The sequence below is a fragment of the Acinetobacter celticus genome, from assembly GCF_001707755.1.
Taxonomy (GTDB): domain Bacteria; phylum Pseudomonadota; class Gammaproteobacteria; order Pseudomonadales; family Moraxellaceae; genus Acinetobacter; species Acinetobacter celticus.
Genome location: NZ_MBDL01000003.1, coordinates 1 through 21,458 on the forward strand (window position 1 = coordinate 1; position 21,458 = coordinate 21,458).

The following is a 21,458-nucleotide window of genomic DNA, read 5'->3' on the forward strand; positions in this document are numbered from 1 at the left end:
CCGCCATAACTGCGGTCTTCGCCCACGGTTCCGGCTTTATAGGCAACATCATATTGGTTTTTAGCGTCATCGGCGGTGTTGTACAGCATACCCACGCGATAACTTCCCGGTAAATCATTCAAGCCTTTTTTCGGTGACCAAACCACTTCACTTAAAATATTTACACCATCTGCATTCTTTGTGTCTAAATTCCAGCCATGGCGCTCTAAGGCATTTTCAGGGTTATATTCAAACACCCCAACTTGCGCAAATAATTCAGGGTTTATTTGATATTTCACACGGCCACCCCATTGGGAAACAGGTGTGTTGTACCAAAGCTTACCTTGCCATTTGCCCATTTGAGCCGCACAAAAAGCGTTGCTTTGGAAATCGCATGCCATGGTATTAAATTCAGTCCCAAGCCCCATGCGACCCAATCTAATGCTAATGCCTTGGTCTTTAAATGTTTTATCAAGGTAAAATTCACTTAGGCGACTGCCCGAATTGCCTCTCCCCCAGTTTGCTTGTGAGTTGGCCCACTGCGGTGCAGCTGGGTCTTGAATCCCTTCAAGACTGGTGCTTTGCCCTTGGCGTGCCGTCACCAACGCACGAATAATGGTGCCGTCCCAACCTGCTAGTTTTTCCATATCTAGCGTAGTGCCAAGCCCGAACTGCGTACCGAAGGTTGGCGATTGATGCGCATCATACCCCCCGTCTGCTAAATATGCGCCGTCTGTTGCAATCGTTGCGTCAAACTTTAGACCTTCTGTTGCCAGTGCAGTACGTTTTCCATTCCAATCACCCAATAAATATTGACCATTGGGAGAAAATGCATCTTCAGCATAGGTATGAGTCGTGGTTGCCGCCATCAATAAAGGCAATAGAGTTAGACTAAATTTTTTCATAGAAAAACCTGATTTTTAGAGAGTTTTTTCAGACTGCAATGGCAAGATTGAAAACTATTGCATGAATAATTACATAATTATTCAACCCCAATATCTGCAAAATTTTTATCATTTTAAAAACTTTTTTTTATGTATTTATTTGAAATAAATAACCAAAATACAGGATAAAAATAATTCTTTTAAATTTCAAACAATTATAAACATACTTATTAAAACAGATACTCTCCAGAGCAAAAAACTGTCAGAAAAGCCTCCATTCGGCTATACAGTCTACTCGCAGTTTTCTTGTACTCTATTCATTATAATGTCCAAGGATCTATGCCATTTTAACCTTGCATTCAAACGCAATTAGCCCAATATTAAGCACATCTCAATCTCATCCTTATGTCGCATGCCTGAATTACCTGAAGTTGAAACGACAAAAACCAGTTTATTACCGCTCCTTGGTCAAACAGTACTTAAGGTGACTGTGCATCAACCTAGCCTGCGCTGGCCCATTCCAAATGATCTACAAAAACTGGTGGGACAAAAACTCATTCAACTCACACGTCGCTCTAAATATATTTTGGCGCAATTTGAACAAGACACCATGCTTTGGCATTTAGGCATGTCAGGCAGTTTTAGAATTTGTGATGAGCACGATGAACTACGTAAACATGACCATTTCATTCTTCAGTTGGATGATGTGCAATTACGCTACCATGACCCACGACGTTTTGGCTGTATTTTATGGTTAGATGAGTATTCTCAAAGCAAGCTAATAGATACATTAGGCCCTGAACCACTCAGTGAAGCCTTTCATGCAGAATATTTATTCTCTAAATTTAAAACTAAAAATACCGCTATAAAAGTCGCCATGATGGACAATCACATTGTGGTCGGTGTCGGCAATATTTACGCAACAGAAAGCTTATTCAATTTAGGTATTCACCCTGCCCAGCCTGCCTCTAGCCTGACATTTCAGCAAGTTGAAAAAATGGTCATTGAGATTAAGCGCATTTTAAAACAAGCCATTGATTTAGGGGGGTCAACCTTACGCGATTACAGCAATGCCATGGGCGAAAATGGTTACTTTCAGCAAACCTTATTGGCTTATGGTCGCGCGGAGGAAATGTGCGTGAACTGCGAGACCACTTTAGAAAATTTAAAATTAGGACAACGTGCCAGTGTTTTTTGCCCACAATGCCAAGCCTTAAAACAGGTTAAAATAGTGCCGAAGAAAGCACTCAAAGGAAATAAAGCATGAAATCTGCCATCGTGCGTCATATTTTAGTCAAAGACAAAGAATTGGCTGAACAGTTAAAAAAGAAAATTACAGGTGGGGCAGATTTTGCCAAAATAGCCAAACAGCATTCGACTTGTCCGTCAGGAAAAAAAGGCGGTGAGCTGGGTGATATTAAAAAAGGACAATTGGTTGGCCCAATTGATAAAGCGGTGTTTACGTTAGCTGAACGTGAATTGCATGGCCCCATTAAAAGCCAATTTGGTTGGCATTTATTAGAAATTAAATTTCGGATGGATTAGGGTTACTAATCCCTCCGAACCTCCCTTTAATAAAGGGAGGAAAAGTCCCTCTTAAAAAGGGGATTAAAAAACGGCGCATTAAGCGCCGTTTTTTATATATGTAAATCTACATTAACCTTTACGTTTTAATTCATCACGAATTTCGCGAAGTAACTCAATATCTTCTGGGGTTGCTTCAGGTGCAGGTGCTTCTTCTTCTTGTTTACGGCGTATTTTGTTCATGACTTTCACCAACAAGAACACCACCCAAGCCAAGAGTAAGAAATTAATCAGAATGGTGAGAAAATTACCATACGCTAAAACGTTCAATCCAGCATCTTGCGCTGCTTTTAATGTATTCAAGTTATTAGGATTATCACCTAAAACGACAAACCAATTTGAATAATCAACATCACCGCCCAAAATCCAAGAAACGATTGGCATGATAATATCTTTTACCATCGAATCAATAATTTTACCAAATGCGCCACCGATGATGACACCAACAGCCAAGTCCATTACGTTGCCTTTTACAGCAAACTCTTTAAATTCTTGAACAATACTCATCTCAATCTCCAGCGAACGTTCGTAACTATTCTTTATTAAAATATTTTAGTGATATACATCACAAATTATAATGTATAAGTATTTTAAATTCCTTGTAATTTACTCGGAAATCATCTGCTTTTATACATGGGTTTGCTAATTCTAAACAAAAAAAATGCCATCAATCACTTGATGACATTTTTAAATCATGTTGCCCCAGTAGGAGCAACATCATTTTTAAATCTTATTTACCAGAACGGTTACGCTTACGCTCACCTTCAGTTAGGAAACGCTTACGAATACGGATTGACTTAGGTGTTACTTCAACTAATTCGTCATCTTCAATGAATTCAAGCGCTTGTTCAAGCGTGTATTCAATTGCAGGAACCAATGTTAACGCTTCATCTGTACCAGATGCACGTACGTTGGTTAACTGTTTCGCTTTTGTTGGGTTAACAGTCATGTCGTCTGAACGAGAGTTGATACCAATGATCATACCTTCGTAAACTTCTAACTGTGGCTTAGCGAATAGACGACCACGGTCTTGCAATGTGAACAATGCATAACCCAAGCACACGCCTTGAACCATAGAAACCAACACACCGTTTTGACGTTTCGCAACAGTACCTTGTTTCATTGGACCATAATGCGAGAAGCTTGACGTCATGATCCCTGTACCAGAAGTCATGGTCAAGAATTCAGAACGGAAACCAATTAAGCCACGTGAAGGAACAGTTGCTTCAATACGGATACGGCCTTTACCGTCAACTTCCATATTGGTCATTTCGCCTTTACGGTAACCCATTTGCTCCATTACAGAACCTTGGTGCTGTTCTTCAACGTCAAATGTTACGTTTTCATACGGTTCTTGCTTTTCGCCGTCAACTTCTTTCAAGATTACTTGTGGACGTGATACGCCCATCTCGAAGCCTTCGCGACGCATGTTTTCAATCAGAACTGAAAGGTGAAGCTCACCACGACCAGAAACTTTGAAACGGTCTGGACTGTCAGTATCTTCAACACGTAAAGCTACGTTATGAATCAATTCACGGTCTAAACGCTCACGGATGTTACGTGAAGTTACAAACTTACCTTCTTTACCAGCAAACGGTGAGTTGTTTACTTGGAATGTCATGGTAACAGTAGGTTCGTCTACAGAAAGCGGTGGAAGTGCTTCAACAGCTTTCGGATCACAAATTGTGTCAGAGATATGAAGTTGATCAATACCTGTGATACATACGATATCACCCGCATTTGCTTCTTCTACGTCAACACGGTCTAGACCATGGTAACCCATAATTTTTAAGATACGACCGTTACGAGTCTTACCTTCTTTATCAATTACAGTAACTTGTGTATTCAACTTAACAGAACCACGTTGAATACGACCCACACCGATAACACCAACGAAGCTGTTATAGTCCAAAGACGAAATTTGCATTTGGAATGGACCATCAATGTCAACTGCTGGTGGCTCAACGATGTCTACAATTGTTTGGAACAATGGCGTCATGTCGTCAGCAAGTTCTTCTGGAGAAGGACCAGCAACACCACGAAGACCCGATGCATAAACGATTGGGAAGTCTAACTGTTCATCAGTACCACCAAGGTTGTCGAATAAATCGAATACTTGGTCAATTACCCAGTCTGGACGCGCGCTTGGCTTGTCTACTTTGTTAATGATTACGATTGGCTTTAGACCGCTCGCAAAGGCTTTTGATGTCACAAAACGTGTTTGTGGCATTGGACCTTCTTGAGAATCGACAAGAAGAAGTACGCAGTCAACCATCGACATTACACGTTCAACTTCACCACCGAAGTCGGCGTGTCCCGGGGTGTCCACGATGTTAATACGATATTCGATATCTGTACGTGCATCAGTCCATTTAATTGCAGTGTTTTTTGCAAGAATGGTAATACCACGTTCACTTTCAATAGCGCCTGAATCCATCACACGTTCAATCTCACCCGCGCGATCACCGAGAGCACCAGATTGTTGCAAAAGTTTGTCTACAAGAGTCGTTTTACCATGATCGACGTGCGCAATAATGGCAATGTTACGGAGAGTTTTAATATCTGACATGTAAAAATTCAATACGTATATAATTTGAGGGCAAATTATACAGAAAAATACGCAACTTTTATAGTCACAGTTTATTGACAATACCGATTTTTTTGACCAACAGCGGTTTTTTAGGTTTTGTAAAGCTGTGTAATCAGATTAGAATAGCGCCACCTAGCCTTTATTTGCCTTGAACATGTCTGATTTTAATCAATCTCCCCATCCCAAAGATCAACTCGATTTAGTCTACGAACTCAATGATCGTCCGAAACCTCTTGTTGCATTTCTAGCTGCATTTCAGCATTTATTAGCCATTATTGTACCAATTGTTACGCCGGGCTTACTCATTTGCTTAGCATTAGGGGTCTCGAAAGAAGACACCAATATGATTTTATCGATGTCATTGGTGATTTCGGGTATTGCGACATTTCTTCAGTGTAAAAAAGTTGGCCCATTTGGCGCAGGTTTACTGATTGTTCAAGGCACAAGTTTTAACTTTATTGGCCCCATTATTGGTATTGGTTCTGCCATGGTGGCTGCAGGTACACCTGTAGAAGCAGTCATGGCATCGATTTTTGGTGTGGTAATTGCGGGTTCTTTTATTGAAATGGGCGTGTCGTGTATTCTGCCTTGGATCAAAAAACTCATTACACCTTTAGTTACAGGTATCGTGGTATTGCTCATTGGTTTGACTTTAATTAAAGAAGGTCTAATCAGCATGGGTGGTGGCTATCAAGCCATGGGCGATAAAACCTTTGCCAATGCTGACAATTTGATGATGTCATGTACTGTTTTAGCATTAATTATCATTCTTAACCGTGTCCGTGTGACATGGATTAAAAGCTCTGCCATTTTAATTGCATTAGTTATTGGCTATATTTTAGCTGGCTTTATGGGATATCTAGATTTTTCTGGCTTAAAAGATTCACCTGTAATACAAGTGCCTATGCCTATGCATTTTGGTTTAAGTTTCTCTTGGAGCTTATTTATTCCAATGGCATTTATCTATTTAGTGACTTCATTAGAAGCCATTGGTGATATTACTGCAACATCGAAGCTGTCAAACCAACCTGTCGATGGCCCTCAATGGATGCAACGCATTAAAGGTGGTGTGTTGGTTAATGGTGCAAACTCATTATTGGCAGGTTTATTCAATACCTTCCCTAGTTCTGTATTTGCGCAAAATAATGGCGTCATTCAACTGACAGGTGTTGCAAGTCGTTATGTCGGGATTTGGATTGCGGTACTTTTAGTGATTCTAGGTTTATTTCCAGCAGTTTCCGGTGTAATCCAAGCGGTTCCACAAGCGGTACTGGGTGGCGCAGTGATGGTGATGTTTGGTGCAGTGGCAGCTTCAGGCATTAATATTCTTTCAGGTGTACAATTAGACCGCCGTGCTTTACTAATTATTGCCATCTCCCTTGCATTGGGTCTTGGCGTTGCGCAAGTACCTCAGATTCTTGAGCATCTGCCTGAATTATTCCGCAACATTTTCAGCTCAGGTGTCGCAACAGGCGGTATTGCAGCCCTTTTACTTAATATTATTCTTCCTGAAACGAAGAAATAATTTCATTTCAGTATGTACCTTGCCCAGCACTGTCTGGGCATCGTTTTTACTTAGGAGTAGCAAAAATGGATCCGAGAAGTGAAGTAGTTCTTCGTCAGCAAGACTATTTATCTGGCCCTATCCTGTTGGTCAATGCACCTTGTGATGATCTATCATCTCAGTTGCCAGCCACTGTTGATGCACATTTTTGGACATGGAATCACAACGAATCGTTGTATTTTCAAAATAAACAAAACCCAGTCCATTTTGGCATTGATTTACCCACAGCAGATTTTGAACAAGCTATTGTTTTTGTGCCCAAATCAAAAGAATTACTCAATTACATTTTGCACAATTTAGCGAGTCGCCTCAAAATTGGTGCTTCTATTTTTTTAGTGGGTGAAAAAAAAGCTGGCGTAGAACGTGCAGCCAAACAATTACAACCTTATGGTCATACTCTTAAGTTAGACAGTGCGCGCCATTGCCAAATGTGGCAATTAACAACCAATACCCAGCCTGACCTAAAACCAATTGAAAGCTGGATACAGGAATATACGGTCAACACACCAAATGGCGATTTAAGCATTTGTGCATTGCCCGGTGTATTTAGCCAAAATCGTTTAGATGTAGGTACAGCAGTATTATTGCCGTATTTAACACAAGTGACTTCTGGCAAAATTGCAGACTTTGGTTGCGGTGCTGGAGTCATTAGCGCCTATTTAGCCAAACTAAACCCAAAGAATCGTATTTTTGCGCTAGATGTTGATGCGTTCGCGCTCGCATCGACACAACTGACCTTTACTAAAAATAATCTTTTGCCTGAACAACTTGAAATTAAAGCCGTCAGTGGCATTGAAGATGCACCGCTATTTTTGCATGCAATTGTCAGTAATCCCCCATTCCATCAAGGCATCCATACCGATTACAATGCCAGCGAAAACTTATGTAAAACCTCACGTCGCCATCTTAAATCGGGTGGCGAGCTTTGGATTGTTTCAAATCGCTTTTTGAATTATCCATTATTAATTGAACAAAATTTTGGAAAATGTACAACCAAAGCCGATCAACAAGGCTTTAAAGTGCTGTTTGCCAGTACACAGAAAAAACTTAAGGATGAACGATGAGCGAAACAGATTTACCCCAGCTCAAGCGTAAGCTTGGTGCTCGCCATCTTAATATGATTGCCATTGGTGGCTCGATTGGTACAGGATTATTTCTTGCCTCTGGTGCAACCATTGCCAATGCTGGCCCAGGTGGCGCGTTACTGGCGTATTGCCTTATTGGCATCATGATTTACTTTCTCATGACCAGCTTAGGTGAGCTTGCGACACATAACCCAACATCGGGCGCATTTTTTACCTACGGTACAAAATATGTAGAAGGTGGTTTTGGTTTTGCCTTGGGATGGAATTATTGGTACAACTGGGCCATTACCGTTGCCTTTGAACTGGTTGCTGTACAGTTCATTATGAAGTTTTGGTTTCCTGATATTCCGGGTTTCTACTGGAGTGCGATCTTTCTAGCGATCATTTTTGGCATTAATGCATTAACCGTTAAAGGCTTTGGTGAAACTGAGTTCTTATTTTCTTTGGTGAAAGTCCTTGCCATTATTGTCTTTATCATTATTGGTATTGCCATGATTGTAAAAATTATGCTGACACCTAATATGGTTACTTTTGCCAACTGGACCAAAGGAGATGCACCCTTTGTTGGAGGCTTCCAAGCCCTGATTGGCGTCGCAATGATTGCAGGGTTCTCTTTCCAAGGAACCGAAATGGTTGGCGTGGCTGCGGGCGAATCAAAGGATCCAAAGAAAACTATTCCTATTGCCATTAAACAAATTTTCTGGCGAATCCTCCTGTTTTACGTGGTGTGTATTTTCATTATTGGTACATTAGTCGCTTATGATGACCCACGCTTATTACAAGCCGCTGCCAGTGAAAACATTACTCTTTCACCTTTCACCTTAATGTATGAAAAAGCAGGGTTTGCCTTCGCTGCCGGCTTAATGAATGCTGTCATTTTGACGGCCATTCTATCCGCAGGTAATTCGGGCATGTATTCTTCTACACGTATGCTATTTGATATGGCACGTAAAGGAAGCGCACCCAAATGGTTTGCGAAACTAGACCCGCGTGGTGTGCCTATGAATGCACTCTATGCAACAACAGCTATCGCAGCACTTTGTTTCTTAACCACATTTATTGGTGAACAACAAGTCTTTAACTGGCTACTCAATATGTCTGGGATGTGTGGCTTTATTGTTTGGTTAGGTATTGCTATTTCACATTACCGGTTCCGTAAAGGCTATTTAGCGCAAGGTCATAAGCTTGAAGATTTAGCGTATAAAGCTAAATTTTTCCCATTTGCACCGTGGTTTGCTTTTATTCTTTGCTCGATCATTATTTTAGGTCAAAACTACGAAGCACTGATTGGCGGTAAAATTGATTGGCTTGGCTTACTGTCAACCTACATCAGTATTCCACTGTTCCTTGTAATCTGGCTCGGTTATAAGTGGAAATATAAAACTAAACTGGTCTCTTACCAAGACATGGACGTTAAGCCCATGAATCCCGATCTTGATTAAGTTGAAGATGTAAAAAACAGCCTACGGGCTGTTTTTTTATATTTAGCCGATCAATACTGATTTTGACTCATCATCAGTTCAATCATAACATTAAATGTTGCATTGCAATGAACACCCTATACTACGAATAGCGTTGCATAAACTGGCGACCATCAATCACCAAAGCTTGACGACAAATCCCCTCTGCGCTTCGTTGTTGTTCAAATAACGCTACTGACATCGTATCAAAATGGTCAAAGAAACTAATTTCTGTTTCATCTATCGAATAAACAAGCGAATGATTGCCTAAGCCATCTAATGTGTCATAAAACACAATGACAAAATAACCAGATTCAACATTCTCCCTTAACTCTTGATAACTTAATGCTTCAGCTATTGGAATATCCAGTGCTTGAGCGTCTTGATAACAATATTGTTCTTTTTCATGCACATTTGGATCTGTATCAGTATGGAAACTGACCACAAAACCAAAGCGAGCCAATGCCACTGCAAGACCAATTCCAAAAGTCCCATCTTCTTCATCATACTGACAAGCATCTTTAAGCCGTTCAATATCCATCTGAATACCATAGTGCTGAAAAATCATCCACACGGCATAAATACCGCAATTAGACTCTAAATTTAATAATGCTTCTGGAATTTCCAAACTGATGCTGTTCCAATAATTGAATACTTATATTCTAAATGGATCTGTAATTTTAAACATAAAAAAAAGCAACCTTACGGTTGCTTTTTTTTATCAGTTCAATAACGAATTATTGAGCTTATTATTCTGCAACAACAGTACGGCTACCAGAAATCGTTGCAAATACGCGACGGTTCATAGCACGACCTTCTTTAGTGTTGTTGTCAGCGATTGGTTGATCCCAAGCGAAACCTTGAGTAGCCAAACGAGCTGGATCTACATTGTATTCATTTACAAGTGAAGATTTAACAGAGTTAGCACGAGCCAATGATAAACGTTCGTTTAATGCACGTGGACCAGTGTTGTCTGTGTGACCTTCGATGCGAGCAGTAGCGTTTGGATATTCAACTAACTTCTCAGCAACTTTAGCAATTTCTGGCTTGTATTGATCTTTGATGTTTGATTTGTTTGTATCAAAGAACACACGAAGTTCCATGTTCAAGTCTTCAGTCAACTCTTGTGGAGCTGGAGCTACTGGAGCTGGAACTACAGGCACAACTTCAACTACAGCAACTGCTGGCTTCAAGTGACCGCCAAGAACTACGTTAAGACCAGCTAAAGCTGTGTAGTTCCAGAAATCTTCATCAATGTTGTAAGTAGCACGTGCTTCAGTACGTAGAGATAAAGCATCGTTTAAGCGCCAGAAAGCACCTAGACCAGCATTACCTAAAGTACCTTCTTCTTCAGTACCACGATAAGCACCGTTAAAACCACGAGCAGTTGCATTGTCAAACTCATATTTGTAGTGACCAGCACCTAACAATACATATGGTTTGATTTTGCTATCGTAATTTTTAGTGATCAAATCAGAAGTAGCATAGAAGTTACCGTTGATTTGAGATTGCTTATATTCGCCCTGTTGAACGTCTACATCACCTTTTACTTGATTGTATTCAACTTCGAAACCTAGCCATGGCGTTAATTCAACACCAAGTGCAGCACCAACGAATAAGTCGTCTTGAAGCTCAGGACCATTAGTAAGGTTGCCATTGCTATTATTGTGCTGAGAATCTTGGAATGTATAACCAAGCATTAATGGAGTAACAGTTACGCCTGCGTTTGCAGCAGCTAAAGGTGCAGCTACGAGCATTGCTAATGCAATACGACTCATTTTCATGGATTTATCCTCCAGAGATAAAAATTGTTGTTCAAGCTTAAGCCTAAATTTGGCTATCCTGAGATAGGCTTTCTAATACCCCAGTCTTATTTTTAAGCTATTCACATCGAATCATACAAACACTTTATTCTTTTTCCAAGTGCTTGATTAATTTAATCAAGTAAATTATTGACAAAATTACTTACAATTTCCGTTGTAATTCGGTAATTTTTTACTCAAATTATTCTTGTGAATCGCTTATTGTCACCTGTTTGCATTTTAGCAGTTTTATCAAATCTTGAGTAATATAATTACCTACTCGACATAAGAACACATTAAAACAATTTATTAATATCATGTTTTTTATAAAAACAATATACAACAACAGGTCTAATCCCATGTTTCCTATAATAAAAAATGGCTTTACGCTATTTGAACTCATCACTACTCTTGCTGTTTTAGCGATCATCAGCGCGATCGCTTTACCCTATTACCAAAAAACTATGGCAGAACAAGAAGTTAAAACAACAATTTCCAAACTTAGCCTCGCCAACCGTTCGGCAAAAAATTTAGCCGTATTACATCATTCCAATATTGTGATTTGCCCAAGCAAAGATTTTACTCAATGTAAATCCGATGCTTGGAGTAATGGCTTTATTATATTTATCGATATGAATAAAAACCGAAGCGTTGATACAGACGAACAAATTCTACAAACAGAGGCACTGGATCTGAAATACGGTTACTTAAATTGGAAAGGCACGCTGAGTATCCCTAGTGTGACTTTTCAAACCTGGTCTGGGCTACCTATTGGTTCGAATGGTGGTTTTTATTACTGTTCCTTAGCCAACCTCCCCCATCAAAAACTTAACCTAAGTAAAATGGGTCATATGCGTATCGAGCATCCAACCACATGTTGAAACTCATGCGTCTAGTTTGATCAAGGAATTGGACTTTATTCCTGCTCATTTTTTTATATACTGCTGGAGCTAGGAATATTTTAAATAAAACATGATTGGAGAAATAACAATGACAGACATCGTAATTGTAAATGGTGCTCGTACTGCCATGGGCGGTTTTCAAGGCAGTCTTTCTGGACAAACAGCACCAGAACTTGGAGCGGCCACAATTAAAGCGGCTATTTCACGTGCTGGTTTACAACCAAACGATGTCGAAGAAGTCATTATGGGCTGTGTTTTATCTGCAGGCCTAAAGCAGGGCCCTGCCCGTCAAGCCATGCGCCAAGCAGGTATACCTGATGCTGCAGGTGCAGTTACCATCAATAAGCTGTGTGGTTCAGGTATGAAAGCGGTGATGCAAGCTGCCGATATGATTAAAGCAGGTTCAGCTACTGTGGTCATCGCCGGTGGTATGGAATCAATGAGCAATGCACCTTATGTATTGCCAAAAGCTCGCGCAGGTTACCGCATGGGTCATGGCGAAATTAAAGACCATATGTTCTTAGATGGCCTTGAAGATGCTGAAACCAGCCGTTTGATGGGCTCATTCGCACAAGATATGGCAAATAGCAAGGGCTATACTCGTGAACAAATGGATGATTTTGCCATCCGTTCACTTAAACGTGCCCAAACGGCTATTACTGAAGGCTATTTTACCGATGAAATCGTGCCTGTTACGGTTTCAACACGTAAGGGCGATGTGATCGTCGATAAAGATGAGCAACCGTTTAATGCCAATATTGATAAAATTCCAACATTGCGCCCTGCTTTTGCCAAAGATGGGACGATTACCGCGGCCAATGCCAGCTCTATTTCAGATGGTGCATCAGCATTAGTCTTAACTTCTGCGGATAATGCTACAGCGAAAGGTTTAACACCTTTAGCTAAAATTGTAGCTTATGCATCAAATTCTCAGCATCCTTCAGAATTCACTATTGCGCCTGTGGGCGCAATTCAAAAAGTGCTTAATAAAACGGGCTGGGCTGTGGCAGAGGTAGATCTTTGGGAAATTAATGAAGCATTTGCCATGGTCACCATGTGTCCGATTGATGAATTTCAGTTAGATGCTGAAAAAGTCAATATTAATGGCGGAGCTTGTGCACTCGGTCATCCTGTAGGTTCAACGGGTTCACGTATTATTTTGACTTTAATTCATGCATTGAAACGTACTGGTGGCAAAAAAGGTATTGCTGCACTGTGTATCGGTGGTGGTGAAGCAACTGCTGTGGCGATTGAATTACTTTAATCCTACTTTTCAACCCCTTCTTAAGATGAGAATAATTTTCATCAAAGAGAAGATAAATATCCATTTTAAATTAGATATTTAGAAGGATTGATTTCAGCCCCTCTCTACAGAATTTTTCTAATCCTGAATAAAAAAATTCAAAAGCTCTCTACGGAGGGCTTTTTTCTGCTTACATTTTTTTATACTTTCGTTATTTCAAATCTACAAATGGCTTGTAAAATAAGCAAAGTGAAAAACAACAAAAATGGATATTCCGAATGCAATTCAATCACTATCTTAATTTTCAAGGTGAAACCGAAGTCGCCTTTAATTTCTATAAATCTGTTTTTGGCGGTGAATTTTCACACTTTCAAAAATATACCGACTTAGCTGATGCTCAAATTGCTGAACATGAAAAAGATTATGTTCTGCACGTATCTTTGCCGATCAATGCATTTACAGAACTTATGGGTTCCGACACCTCGGAGCAGTTTTGTGCGCAAAACAGTGCCCCATTTATTAAAGGCAATAATCACTATATTTCTATTAATTTAGATGCCAGTGAGCAAGCCGAGGCAAAACGCTTATTTGATGCTTTGTCTGTCAATGGACAGGTTGAAATGCCTTTAGAAAAAACCTTCTGGGGCGCAATCTATGGTGCATTTACCGATCAATTTGGGGTGAAATGGATGATTAATTGTCAGCTTGAAGACCATTAGTTCACATAAAAAAGCCGAACAATTGTTCGGCTTTTTTATTGATGACTTAATTAAAATTAAGCACCGGTTTGATAATGCGCTTTCGGCACAGCAGTCGATGCTTGGTAAGGATTGGTAAAATCACCTAAACCCATCGCAGCTTCCTGAATATCTTTACCTTCTTTTACAACAAAGGTGTCAAAGCCCGAACGCTTCATGTAGTTCAATACATCTTTGAATACATCACCCGTTGCACGAAGTTCACCTTGATAACCTTGGCGACGTAACAATGCAGCAAATGAATAACCACGACCATCATTAAAACCCGCAAAATCAATAAAGATAGTATCGAGTTGATCTAATGGAAATTCATTCACTTCAGGAGATGCATCTACAGTAAGAAATAATGCTTTTTTACCTGAGACATTTGCCAATTGATCCAGTTGTTCTACGCTCAGAACGACATCGCCCTGAGGCAAAATACCATCTTCACCAATCACTTGATAAGTGTTATCAGCAACTGCGCCATCTTTTGAAAGAACTTGAAGTGCTGTATTAAGCATATGCACGCTCCTTAAATGGCTGAATGCCAACACGGCGGTAAGTTTCAATAAACTCTTCACCTTCTGAACGAAGGTCTAAATAGGTATTTAGGATTTCTTCAACCACATCAGGGACACGGTCTGCAGCAAATGATGGCCCTAAGATGTCACCAATAGATGCATCATGGTCTGCATTACCACCCAATGTAATTTGGTAGAATTCAGCACCTTTTTTATCGACACCCAAAATACCAATATTACCTACATGGTGGTGACCACAGGCATTCATACAGCCTGAAATATTCAGGTCTAAATGACCAAGGTTATACACAGTATCCAGATCATCAAAACGACGTGAAATGGCTTCTGAAATAGGAATCGATTTTGCATTGGCCAATGAACAGAAATCACCGCCCGGACAGCAGATAATATCGGTAATGAAACCAATATGTGCGCGAGCAAGGTTATTTCTTTCAAGAATCTGCCACAATTCAAACAAGTCTTTTTGCGGTACATCGACCAAAGCAATATTTTGTTCATGGGTTGTGCGCAATTCACCAAAAGTGTATTTATCCGCAAGATCTGCGATTAAATCCATTTCTTCAGTGCTCATATCACCCGGTGCAATACCCGCACGTTTCAATGAAATTGTGACAATGCGGTAACCCTGCACTTTATGCGCATTGGTATTAATATTGAACCATTGCTTGAATTTTGGTGTAGCAGCAAATTGTGCTGTGAAATCTTCATCGGCATAATCTTGATAATCAAATGGTGTGAAGTTCTCATCCATTTTTTTCAAGGTATCTGCATCTACTTTTAAAGTTTTGATGGTATGTGCAAATTCAGCTTCAACTTTTTCAGCAAAGACAGCTGGCGTTAAAGCTTTAACCAAAATTTTAATCCGTGCTTTATATTTGTTGTCACGGCGACCATGCAAGTTATAGACACGTAAAACAGCTTCTAAATAGGCAATTAAATCTTCACGTGGTAAGAAATCACGAATAAAGCTACCAATGACGGGAGTGCGACCTAAACCGCCACCGACTTTAATTTTATAGCCAATTTCGCCTGCTGCATTTTTTACAATATACACACCGATATCATGGAATGAGGTCGCAGCACGGTCAATTTTTTCCAATGCAGACACCGCAATTTTAAATTTACGTGGCAGGAAAGCAAATTCTGGGTGGAATGTAGACCATTGACGAATCAATTCACACGTTGGACGCGGGTCAGCAATTTCACCTGCAACAACACCTGCATACTGGTCTGTTGTGGTGTTACGAATACAGTTACCCGACGTTTGAATAGCGTGCATTTGAACCGTTGCAAGTTCTTGCAACATATCAGGCACATTTTCCAGTGCAGGCCAGTTAAACTGAATATTTTGACGGGTTGATACATGTGCATAACCACGGTCATAGTCTTTTGCCAACGTCGCAACTTTACGCAGTTGGTTGGAGTTCATAAGACCATAAGGCACAGCAATACGTAACATCGGCGCATAGCGCTGAACGTATAAACCATTTTGGAGGCGTAGCGGACGGTATTCGTCTTCCGTTAATTTGCCCGCTAAATAACGTTCCGTTTGATCGCGGAACTGTGCAACACGTTCATTAACCAGTTGCTGGTCAAAATCAGTATATAAATACATGGCGTACAGCTAGTAAGTTCTATTATAACGGTGCACAGCATAACCAGATTTCATCTATCAGGAAAATGTCTTTTTTACATAGTTAATAGCGATTTTATTGATAAGACTCTACAGGTTTCACTGATATAAAGCCTTTGCGCCGTTTTTAATTTGTTTTTACTGATATTGATTATTTTATTCATTCCTTAGCATTTATTTTCATAATAAAAAAAAGCCTGACGAATCAGACTTTTTAAATCGTTTAATTTACATCCAATTCTTTTTAATCTGGTAATGCATAAGCAACCAGTGCATCGCCCATCTTGGTTCCGAATGAACCATGCCCACCTGCCATAATCACAACGTATTGTTTACCATTGCTTTCATAAGTCATTGGTGTTGCTTGTCCACCTGCGGGCAAACGACCTTTCCAAAGTTCATCACCGTTAGTGACATTGATGGCACGGATGTAATCATCTTGCGTTGCGCCAAGGAACATTAAGTTACCCGCAGTAGAGATTGATCCACCCAACATTGGCACACCCATTTTAAATGGCGGTAAAGGAATACCCGGCATACTGTCGCGAATGGTACCAATACGACGTTTCCAAGCCACATCATGGGTATTTAAATCGACACCCGCCACATACCCCCAAGCAGGTTGTTTGCATGGCAAGCCGAATGGAGACAAGAACGCACTAATTTCAACCCCGTAAGGCACGCCATACATCGGCTGAATACCCGCTTCAGTGCCCGCGCCTTTGGCTGTTTTTGGACGGTTCGGATTTTCAGGAATCAGTCTAGAGACAAATGGCAAGCCAATTGGATTCATCACGGCAATTTGACGGTCTGGATTGACTGACATACCGCCCCATTCAAATACCCCTAAATTACCTGGGAAAACCAAAGTTCCATTTTCTGAAGGTGGAGTATAAATGCCATCGTAGTTCAATTTATGGAAAGACACACGACAGATCAATTGGTCAAACATGGTGGCACCCCACATTTGTTTGTCGGTTAATCTTTCTTTCGGTGCAAGATCAAAATCAGAGAACGGTTGTGTTGCAGAATAACGTTCACCTTTGGTTTGAGGGCCACGTTTCACCGTTTGTGGTACAGGTTTCTCAGTAATCGGAACAATCGCGGCACCCGTACGACGGTCTAAAACAAAGACATTGCCAGTTTTCGTTAATACATAAATTGCAGGAACGGTCTGACCCGATTGATTTTTAATATCAGTCAATGTCGGTTGAGATGGTACGTCCATATCCCACAAATCGTGATGCGTGGTTTGGAAGTCCCAAACCAATTTACCCGTAGATGCATTGATCGCCAACATCGAATTTGCATAACGCTCATGCAATTCAGTACGGTTACCGCCCCAAATATCAGGCGTACCGACACCCGTTGGAATATAGACGATGTCTAATTTAGCGTCATAAGCTAAAGGTGCCCATGCGTTTGGCGAGTTTTGAACATATTTCTGACCTGGTGCAGGAATCGCATTTGGATCTTCTGCGCCTGTATCAAATACCCAAAGCAATGCTCCTGTATTAACATCATAACCACGAATGACTCCAGATGGTTCTTCAGTCGAATAGTTATCTGTAGTTGAGCCCGCAATAATAATCGTTGTACCTGTCACCACTGCAGGTGAGGTTGGGTTATAACCACCTGGATATGGGAATGGCATATCTTTTTGCAAGTCAACTTCACCATTTTTACCAAAGTCAGTACACGCTTTACCTGTGTCTGCATTTACAGCCACAAGACGACCATCATTGACAGGTAAAATGACTTTTTTCGGACATTCTGCTGAAGTGGTTTTTTTCGTAGCTAAACTGGTTTCAAAACCGGCGGTATTGCTCGCATCAAAATACGAAACACCGCGACAAGTTAAATGCTGAAAGGTCTTATCCGCTTTTAATTTCGGATCAAATGTCCATTTCGCCTTACCGGTTGTCGGATCCAGCGCAACCAATTTTTGATGCGTGGTACAGATATACATGTTGTCGCCGACTTTAATTGGCGTTACCTGATTGGTGGTTTCACCTGAATCATTTTCAGTTTTAAAGTCGCCTGTGTTGTATGTCCAAGCCACTTTCAAGTTTTTCACGTTCTCTGAATTAATTTGATTTAATGGCGAATAACGTAAACCTGATTGCGTACGACCATAGGCTGGCCAGTCTGCATCAGCAATACCCGCAATTGATTGTGCTGTTGCAGGTTGCTTGGTGGTTAATTCACCGCGAATTTCTTGCGGATCATTAAATACCGAGTAAATCATCACAGCAATAGTGATGGCCAAGGTTCCCGACAATGCAATTTTTGCACCTTTGGTATTGCTAAAGCCACGGGTCACAGCAGGAATTAATAAAAATAAGCCAAATAGGCCTAAAATATCTAAACGTGGTGCAAGTGCAAAGAAGTCAGATCCGACTTCCCACAAGCCCCAAATCACTGTACCCAATACAAATACAGCATAAACAAGGAGTGCCGAACTTTTTAATTTTTGCAGTAAAACTGCTGTAGCAATGAAGAATAAACCTGCAATGATGTAGTACCAAGACCCACCAAGCACTGCAAGATAAATCCCTCCAATCAGCAATACCAAACCAAAAATGACAGCAACCACGGCTGCAATGGTTTTCAGTACTGAACCTGAAGATGGAGTACTCATATTGACCACCTATTTCTAAGATTCTGTTGAAAGCCTATATCGTATGAAATATATATAAGCACTTGTTTTTACAGTTTTTAGATTTTAAGTATCTACCCAACATTGAATATGCGGAAAAACTTGTGTATCAAAACATCCAATAGCTCAAGACAAATACTTATCTATCTAAAAACTAAAAGACGGTCTGAAATTTAATACCACCCACCCATGCATTTTCACCATTTTTATATGCACCAACATGGCGGATATATTGGATATTGGGGCGAACGGTGAGCCAGTTGGTGGCGTGTATGCCGTAGTAAATTTCGGCATCATATTCTTCACTTTGCAGACCACGAACATCGACGCTGTTATTGACAATATTGCTGTCATTTACATCATCATTTATGCTAATACGTGCAAGGCCAATGGCGATTTCATCTTTTGGACGGGCATCGAATGCGCCTTTATAAACCAAGCCTACATTCTGCATATTGCTCACGTTGTTGGTTTTTGAATCGTGCACAGTTAAATTCATAAAACCAGTTAAACCACGTGATGTATCGCCGTGATGAGTCGCCAATTGTTGTTTCACAACAACCCAACCGCCCTGTTTATGGGCATTTTGCTCTGGATGATTAATTTCTACCGCATCGGCTGTACTGTAATAATAGCCTGCACGATATTCACCAGACAGTTGTTCTGCACCCAATTGGGAAGACCAAACCACTTCTGCAGGAATAATTACCCCATGTGAACCATCGGTACTTAGATTAAAGCCTTTGCCACGTTCAAGGTTTTCAGGGTTATATTCATATACGCCAACTTGGGCATATAAATCGGGGCGAATATTATATTTAACCCGAGCCGCCCATTGGCTCACTGGCCAGTTGTACCATTGGTCGCCAACCCAGTTACCGACTTGCGAACCACACAAAGCTAAGTTCTGAAAATCACAGTCAAAAGTATTGAAATCCTCACCTTCACCAAAACGACCGACTTTGATATCTAGCTTCTGATCAAGAAATTGTTTTTTAATCCAAAAATCAGTCAAACGCCATGTTTGACCACGTCCCCAAACTTCTTGGGTAGAACTCAAATGACCATTTAAGGCATTGGACGTTTGCGATAAAGAATGTCCATTACGTTCAGTAATAGTGATTTGTGCTTCTGTATCTTGCCAACCTAAAATTCTTTCTAAATTGAGGTGCGCACCAATCGCAAATTGATCTGCATATTCAGTGCCATGGCTTGAGGAATGTTCTGCATCAAGCAATGTTGCCATTTCACCCGTATAACCAAGGCTGAAATCGTAACCTTTTGCCTGTAATGCTGTACGCTGACCGTTCCAATCACCCAACATCCAGGGACTTTCGGTACTAAACGCATCTTTAGCATAAACACTTTGAATTCCGAAACTTAGGGTCAAGACCCCAAGGCTAAAACACCAACTAACTCTTGATTTATTTATCATTGGCGACCTCTTTTACATAATATTACTTATGGGGACGTTCCGCTTTTCCTATATAGGAATGCATGTTTTTTTTACCCTGTTGCTTATTTTATCTACACATTATCATTATGAAATATTTACAATAAATCATGACCGAGTGATTTTCCAATAAAATCATAACGTATTCTTGACCTTGAAAACTTGATTGGGCAAGCTAATTGTTGTTCTTTTTTTGTACTACCTTCAGAGACTGGAACATCGACAATCCAGCCTCGCTCCAATGCCAACGGCGAATGAAGTGCTTCATCTAAAGTTAATACGGGTTCTACACACACATCTTGCGCTTTAAATATTTCATTCCATGTCGCCAAGTCTTTGGTGGCAATTTTTTCCTTAATGGCAATTTTCACTCTGTTACGGTCATGTACATCAAATGAAGCGCCTTTTTCAAGCAGAATAGGTAATTCTAATAATTGCGCTAAACCCAGCATAAATTGCGGTTCTAGACTGCCTATAGATAAATAGCGACCATCACGCGTTTGATAATAGTCATAAAATGTCCCTCCATTTAAATGCGATGTTTCAGGAGACTGTCGTTCATTGCCAGCCAACTCTGCGGCTGCAGCCATATTATTCAAAGTTACAGCACAATCGGTCATTGAGATATCAATATACTGCCCCAAGCCACTTTGGGTGCGTTCAATGACTGCACTTAAAATGGCAATAACTGCATGAAGTGAACCACCAGCCACATCTGCAATTTGCACGCCCAATGGCGGTGGCCCACCGTCTTGACGGCCACTGTGTCCTGCAATACCAGATAAAGCCAAATAGTTAATGTCATGGCCCGCACGATCTTTATAACTGCCCGTCTGTCCATAACCAGTTATTGAACAATAAATTAATTTGGGGTTAATTTCTGCAAGAGTTGCATAATCTAAACCCAAACGCTGCATGACTTCTGGTCGAAACTGCTCAATCACTATGTCATAGTCTGAAATCTTGGTTTTAAGCAATGCAATACTGGCAGAATCCTTTAAATTTAAAGCAACCGACTGTTTATTACGATTCAAGTAATTATGCGAAGTTGCTTGCCCATTTGCATAAGGTGGCATCAGCCGAAGCAGATCTGGTCGCGTGGGTGATTCAATATGCACAACTTCCGCACCTAAATCGGCCAAGTACATTGTGGCAAATGGCCCCGGAAGAAGTGTGGAAAAATCAAGGACTTTCAAACCTTTTAGTGGGTAGCTCATAATAATATTTACTCTATTTATGTTGCTTTTTCAGACATATTAGAAATATAAAAGAACTTAAACAATGTCATGTTCAGCCATTTACCTTGATAGTTTCGGCAATCTACCATGTAAAAATGGT

At 40.5% G+C, this 21,458-nt stretch carries 18 protein-coding genes; 8 read left to right on the forward strand and 10 right to left on the reverse strand.

From position 1 onward, the window contains the following. A partial coding sequence (locus BBP83_RS03470) for a carbohydrate porin (RefSeq protein ID WP_068886027.1) occupies positions 1-884 on the reverse strand: 884 nt, incomplete at its 3' end. A 391-nt stretch (positions 885-1,275) separates the two neighbouring features. Here BBP83_RS03470 and mutM point away from each other — a divergent pair. Beyond that, on the forward strand, positions 1,276-2,130 hold the full coding sequence (gene mutM / locus BBP83_RS03475; protein ID WP_068886028.1) for a bifunctional DNA-formamidopyrimidine glycosylase/DNA-(apurinic or apyrimidinic site) lyase: 855 nt from the start codon (positions 1,276-1,278) through the stop codon (positions 2,128-2,130). Beyond that, positions 2,127-2,408: a peptidylprolyl isomerase gene (locus tag BBP83_RS03480; RefSeq protein WP_068886029.1), complete on the forward strand. Its 282-nt coding sequence runs from the start codon at positions 2,127-2,129 to the stop codon at positions 2,406-2,408. Before mutM ends, BBP83_RS03480 begins: the two co-directional genes overlap by 4 nt. 111 nt (positions 2,409-2,519) lie before the next feature. Here the strand turns inward: BBP83_RS03480 and mscL are convergent, their stop codons facing one another. Together mscL and typA are read right to left on the reverse strand one after the other, a co-directional pair. After that, entirely contained in the window at positions 2,520-2,954 is a 435-nt protein-coding gene (mscL, locus tag BBP83_RS03485) for a large conductance mechanosensitive channel protein MscL (protein WP_068886030.1), read from the reverse strand. A gap of 223 nt (positions 2,955-3,177) precedes the next feature. After that, positions 3,178-5,016: a translational GTPase TypA gene (typA, locus tag BBP83_RS03490; protein WP_068886031.1), complete on the reverse strand. Its 1,839-nt coding sequence runs from the start codon at positions 5,014-5,016 to the stop codon at positions 3,178-3,180. 175 nt (positions 5,017-5,191) lie between these two features. Between typA and BBP83_RS03495 the strand changes: the two genes are divergently transcribed. The 3 genes from BBP83_RS03495 (at position 5,192) to BBP83_RS03505 (ending at position 9,128) form a co-directional block, all read left to right on the forward strand. Continuing rightward, entirely contained in the window at positions 5,192-6,562 is a 1,371-nt protein-coding gene (locus BBP83_RS03495; RefSeq protein WP_068886032.1) for a uracil-xanthine permease family protein, read from the forward strand. A gap of 65 nt (positions 6,563-6,627) precedes the next feature. Next, complete coding sequence (locus tag BBP83_RS03500; protein WP_068886033.1) at positions 6,628-7,665, forward strand: methyltransferase; 1,038 nt, start codon at positions 6,628-6,630, stop codon at positions 7,663-7,665. After that, positions 7,662-9,128, forward strand: a complete 1,467-nt coding sequence (locus BBP83_RS03505; RefSeq protein WP_068886034.1) for an amino acid permease — start codon at positions 7,662-7,664, stop codon at positions 9,126-9,128. Before BBP83_RS03500 ends, BBP83_RS03505 begins: the two co-directional genes overlap by 4 nt. 121 nt (positions 9,129-9,249) lie before the next feature. Here the strand turns inward: BBP83_RS03505 and BBP83_RS03510 are convergent, their stop codons facing one another. Both BBP83_RS03510 and omp38 read right to left on the reverse strand, forming a co-directional pair. After that, positions 9,250-9,780: a cysteine peptidase family C39 domain-containing protein gene (locus tag BBP83_RS03510; RefSeq protein ID WP_068886035.1), complete on the reverse strand. Its 531-nt coding sequence runs from the start codon at positions 9,778-9,780 to the stop codon at positions 9,250-9,252. 115 nt (positions 9,781-9,895) lie between these two features. After that, the gene (omp38, locus tag BBP83_RS03515) at positions 9,896-10,930 is read right to left on the reverse strand and encodes an outer membrane protein Omp38 (protein ID WP_068886036.1); all 1,035 of its coding nucleotides are present in this window, start codon (positions 10,928-10,930) and stop codon (positions 9,896-9,898) included. A 377-nt stretch (positions 10,931-11,307) separates the two neighbouring features. On the opposite strand from omp38, the gene BBP83_RS03520 reads away from it, so the two are divergent. The 3 genes from BBP83_RS03520 (at position 11,308) to BBP83_RS03530 (ending at position 13,812) form a co-directional block, all read left to right on the forward strand. Beyond that, positions 11,308-11,829 (forward strand): GspH/FimT family pseudopilin, encoded by a 522-nt coding sequence (locus BBP83_RS03520; protein WP_068886037.1) that lies wholly within the window; start codon positions 11,308-11,310, stop codon positions 11,827-11,829. Positions 11,830-11,938: 109 nt separating this feature from the next. Beyond that, positions 11,939-13,114 carry a thiolase family protein gene (locus BBP83_RS03525; RefSeq protein WP_068886038.1) on the forward strand — a complete coding sequence of 392 codons (1,176 nt, stop codon included), beginning with the start codon at positions 11,939-11,941 and terminating at the stop codon, positions 13,112-13,114. A gap of 257 nt (positions 13,115-13,371) precedes the next feature. Then, complete coding sequence (locus tag BBP83_RS03530) at positions 13,372-13,812, forward strand: VOC family protein (RefSeq protein ID WP_068886039.1); 441 nt, start codon at positions 13,372-13,374, stop codon at positions 13,810-13,812. Between the two features lie 56 nt (positions 13,813-13,868). Here the strand turns inward: BBP83_RS03530 and BBP83_RS03535 are convergent, their stop codons facing one another. The 5 genes from BBP83_RS03535 to BBP83_RS03555 all read right to left on the reverse strand — a co-directional run bounded on the left by BBP83_RS03535 (position 13,869) and on the right by BBP83_RS03555 (position 21,337). Then, positions 13,869-14,354, reverse strand: a complete 486-nt coding sequence (locus BBP83_RS03535) for a DUF934 domain-containing protein (protein WP_068886040.1) — start codon at positions 14,352-14,354, stop codon at positions 13,869-13,871. Beyond that, on the reverse strand, positions 14,347-15,990 hold the full coding sequence (locus BBP83_RS03540; protein ID WP_068886041.1) for a nitrite/sulfite reductase: 1,644 nt from the start codon (positions 15,988-15,990) through the stop codon (positions 14,347-14,349). Before BBP83_RS03540 ends, BBP83_RS03535 begins: the two co-directional genes overlap by 8 nt. Positions 15,991-16,252: 262 nt before the next feature. Next, positions 16,253-18,649: a glucose/quinate/shikimate family membrane-bound PQQ-dependent dehydrogenase gene (locus tag BBP83_RS03545; protein ID WP_068886042.1), complete on the reverse strand. Its 2,397-nt coding sequence runs from the start codon at positions 18,647-18,649 to the stop codon at positions 16,253-16,255. Positions 18,650-18,821: 172 nt separating this feature from the next. Further along, the gene (locus BBP83_RS03550) at positions 18,822-20,102 is read right to left on the reverse strand and encodes a carbohydrate porin (protein WP_078055390.1); all 1,281 of its coding nucleotides are present in this window, start codon (positions 20,100-20,102) and stop codon (positions 18,822-18,824) included. A 116-nt stretch (positions 20,103-20,218) separates the two neighbouring features. After that, on the reverse strand, positions 20,219-21,337 hold the full coding sequence (locus BBP83_RS03555) for a CaiB/BaiF CoA transferase family protein (protein ID WP_068886043.1): 1,119 nt from the start codon (positions 21,335-21,337) through the stop codon (positions 20,219-20,221). Positions 21,338-21,458 lie beyond the last annotated feature (121 nt).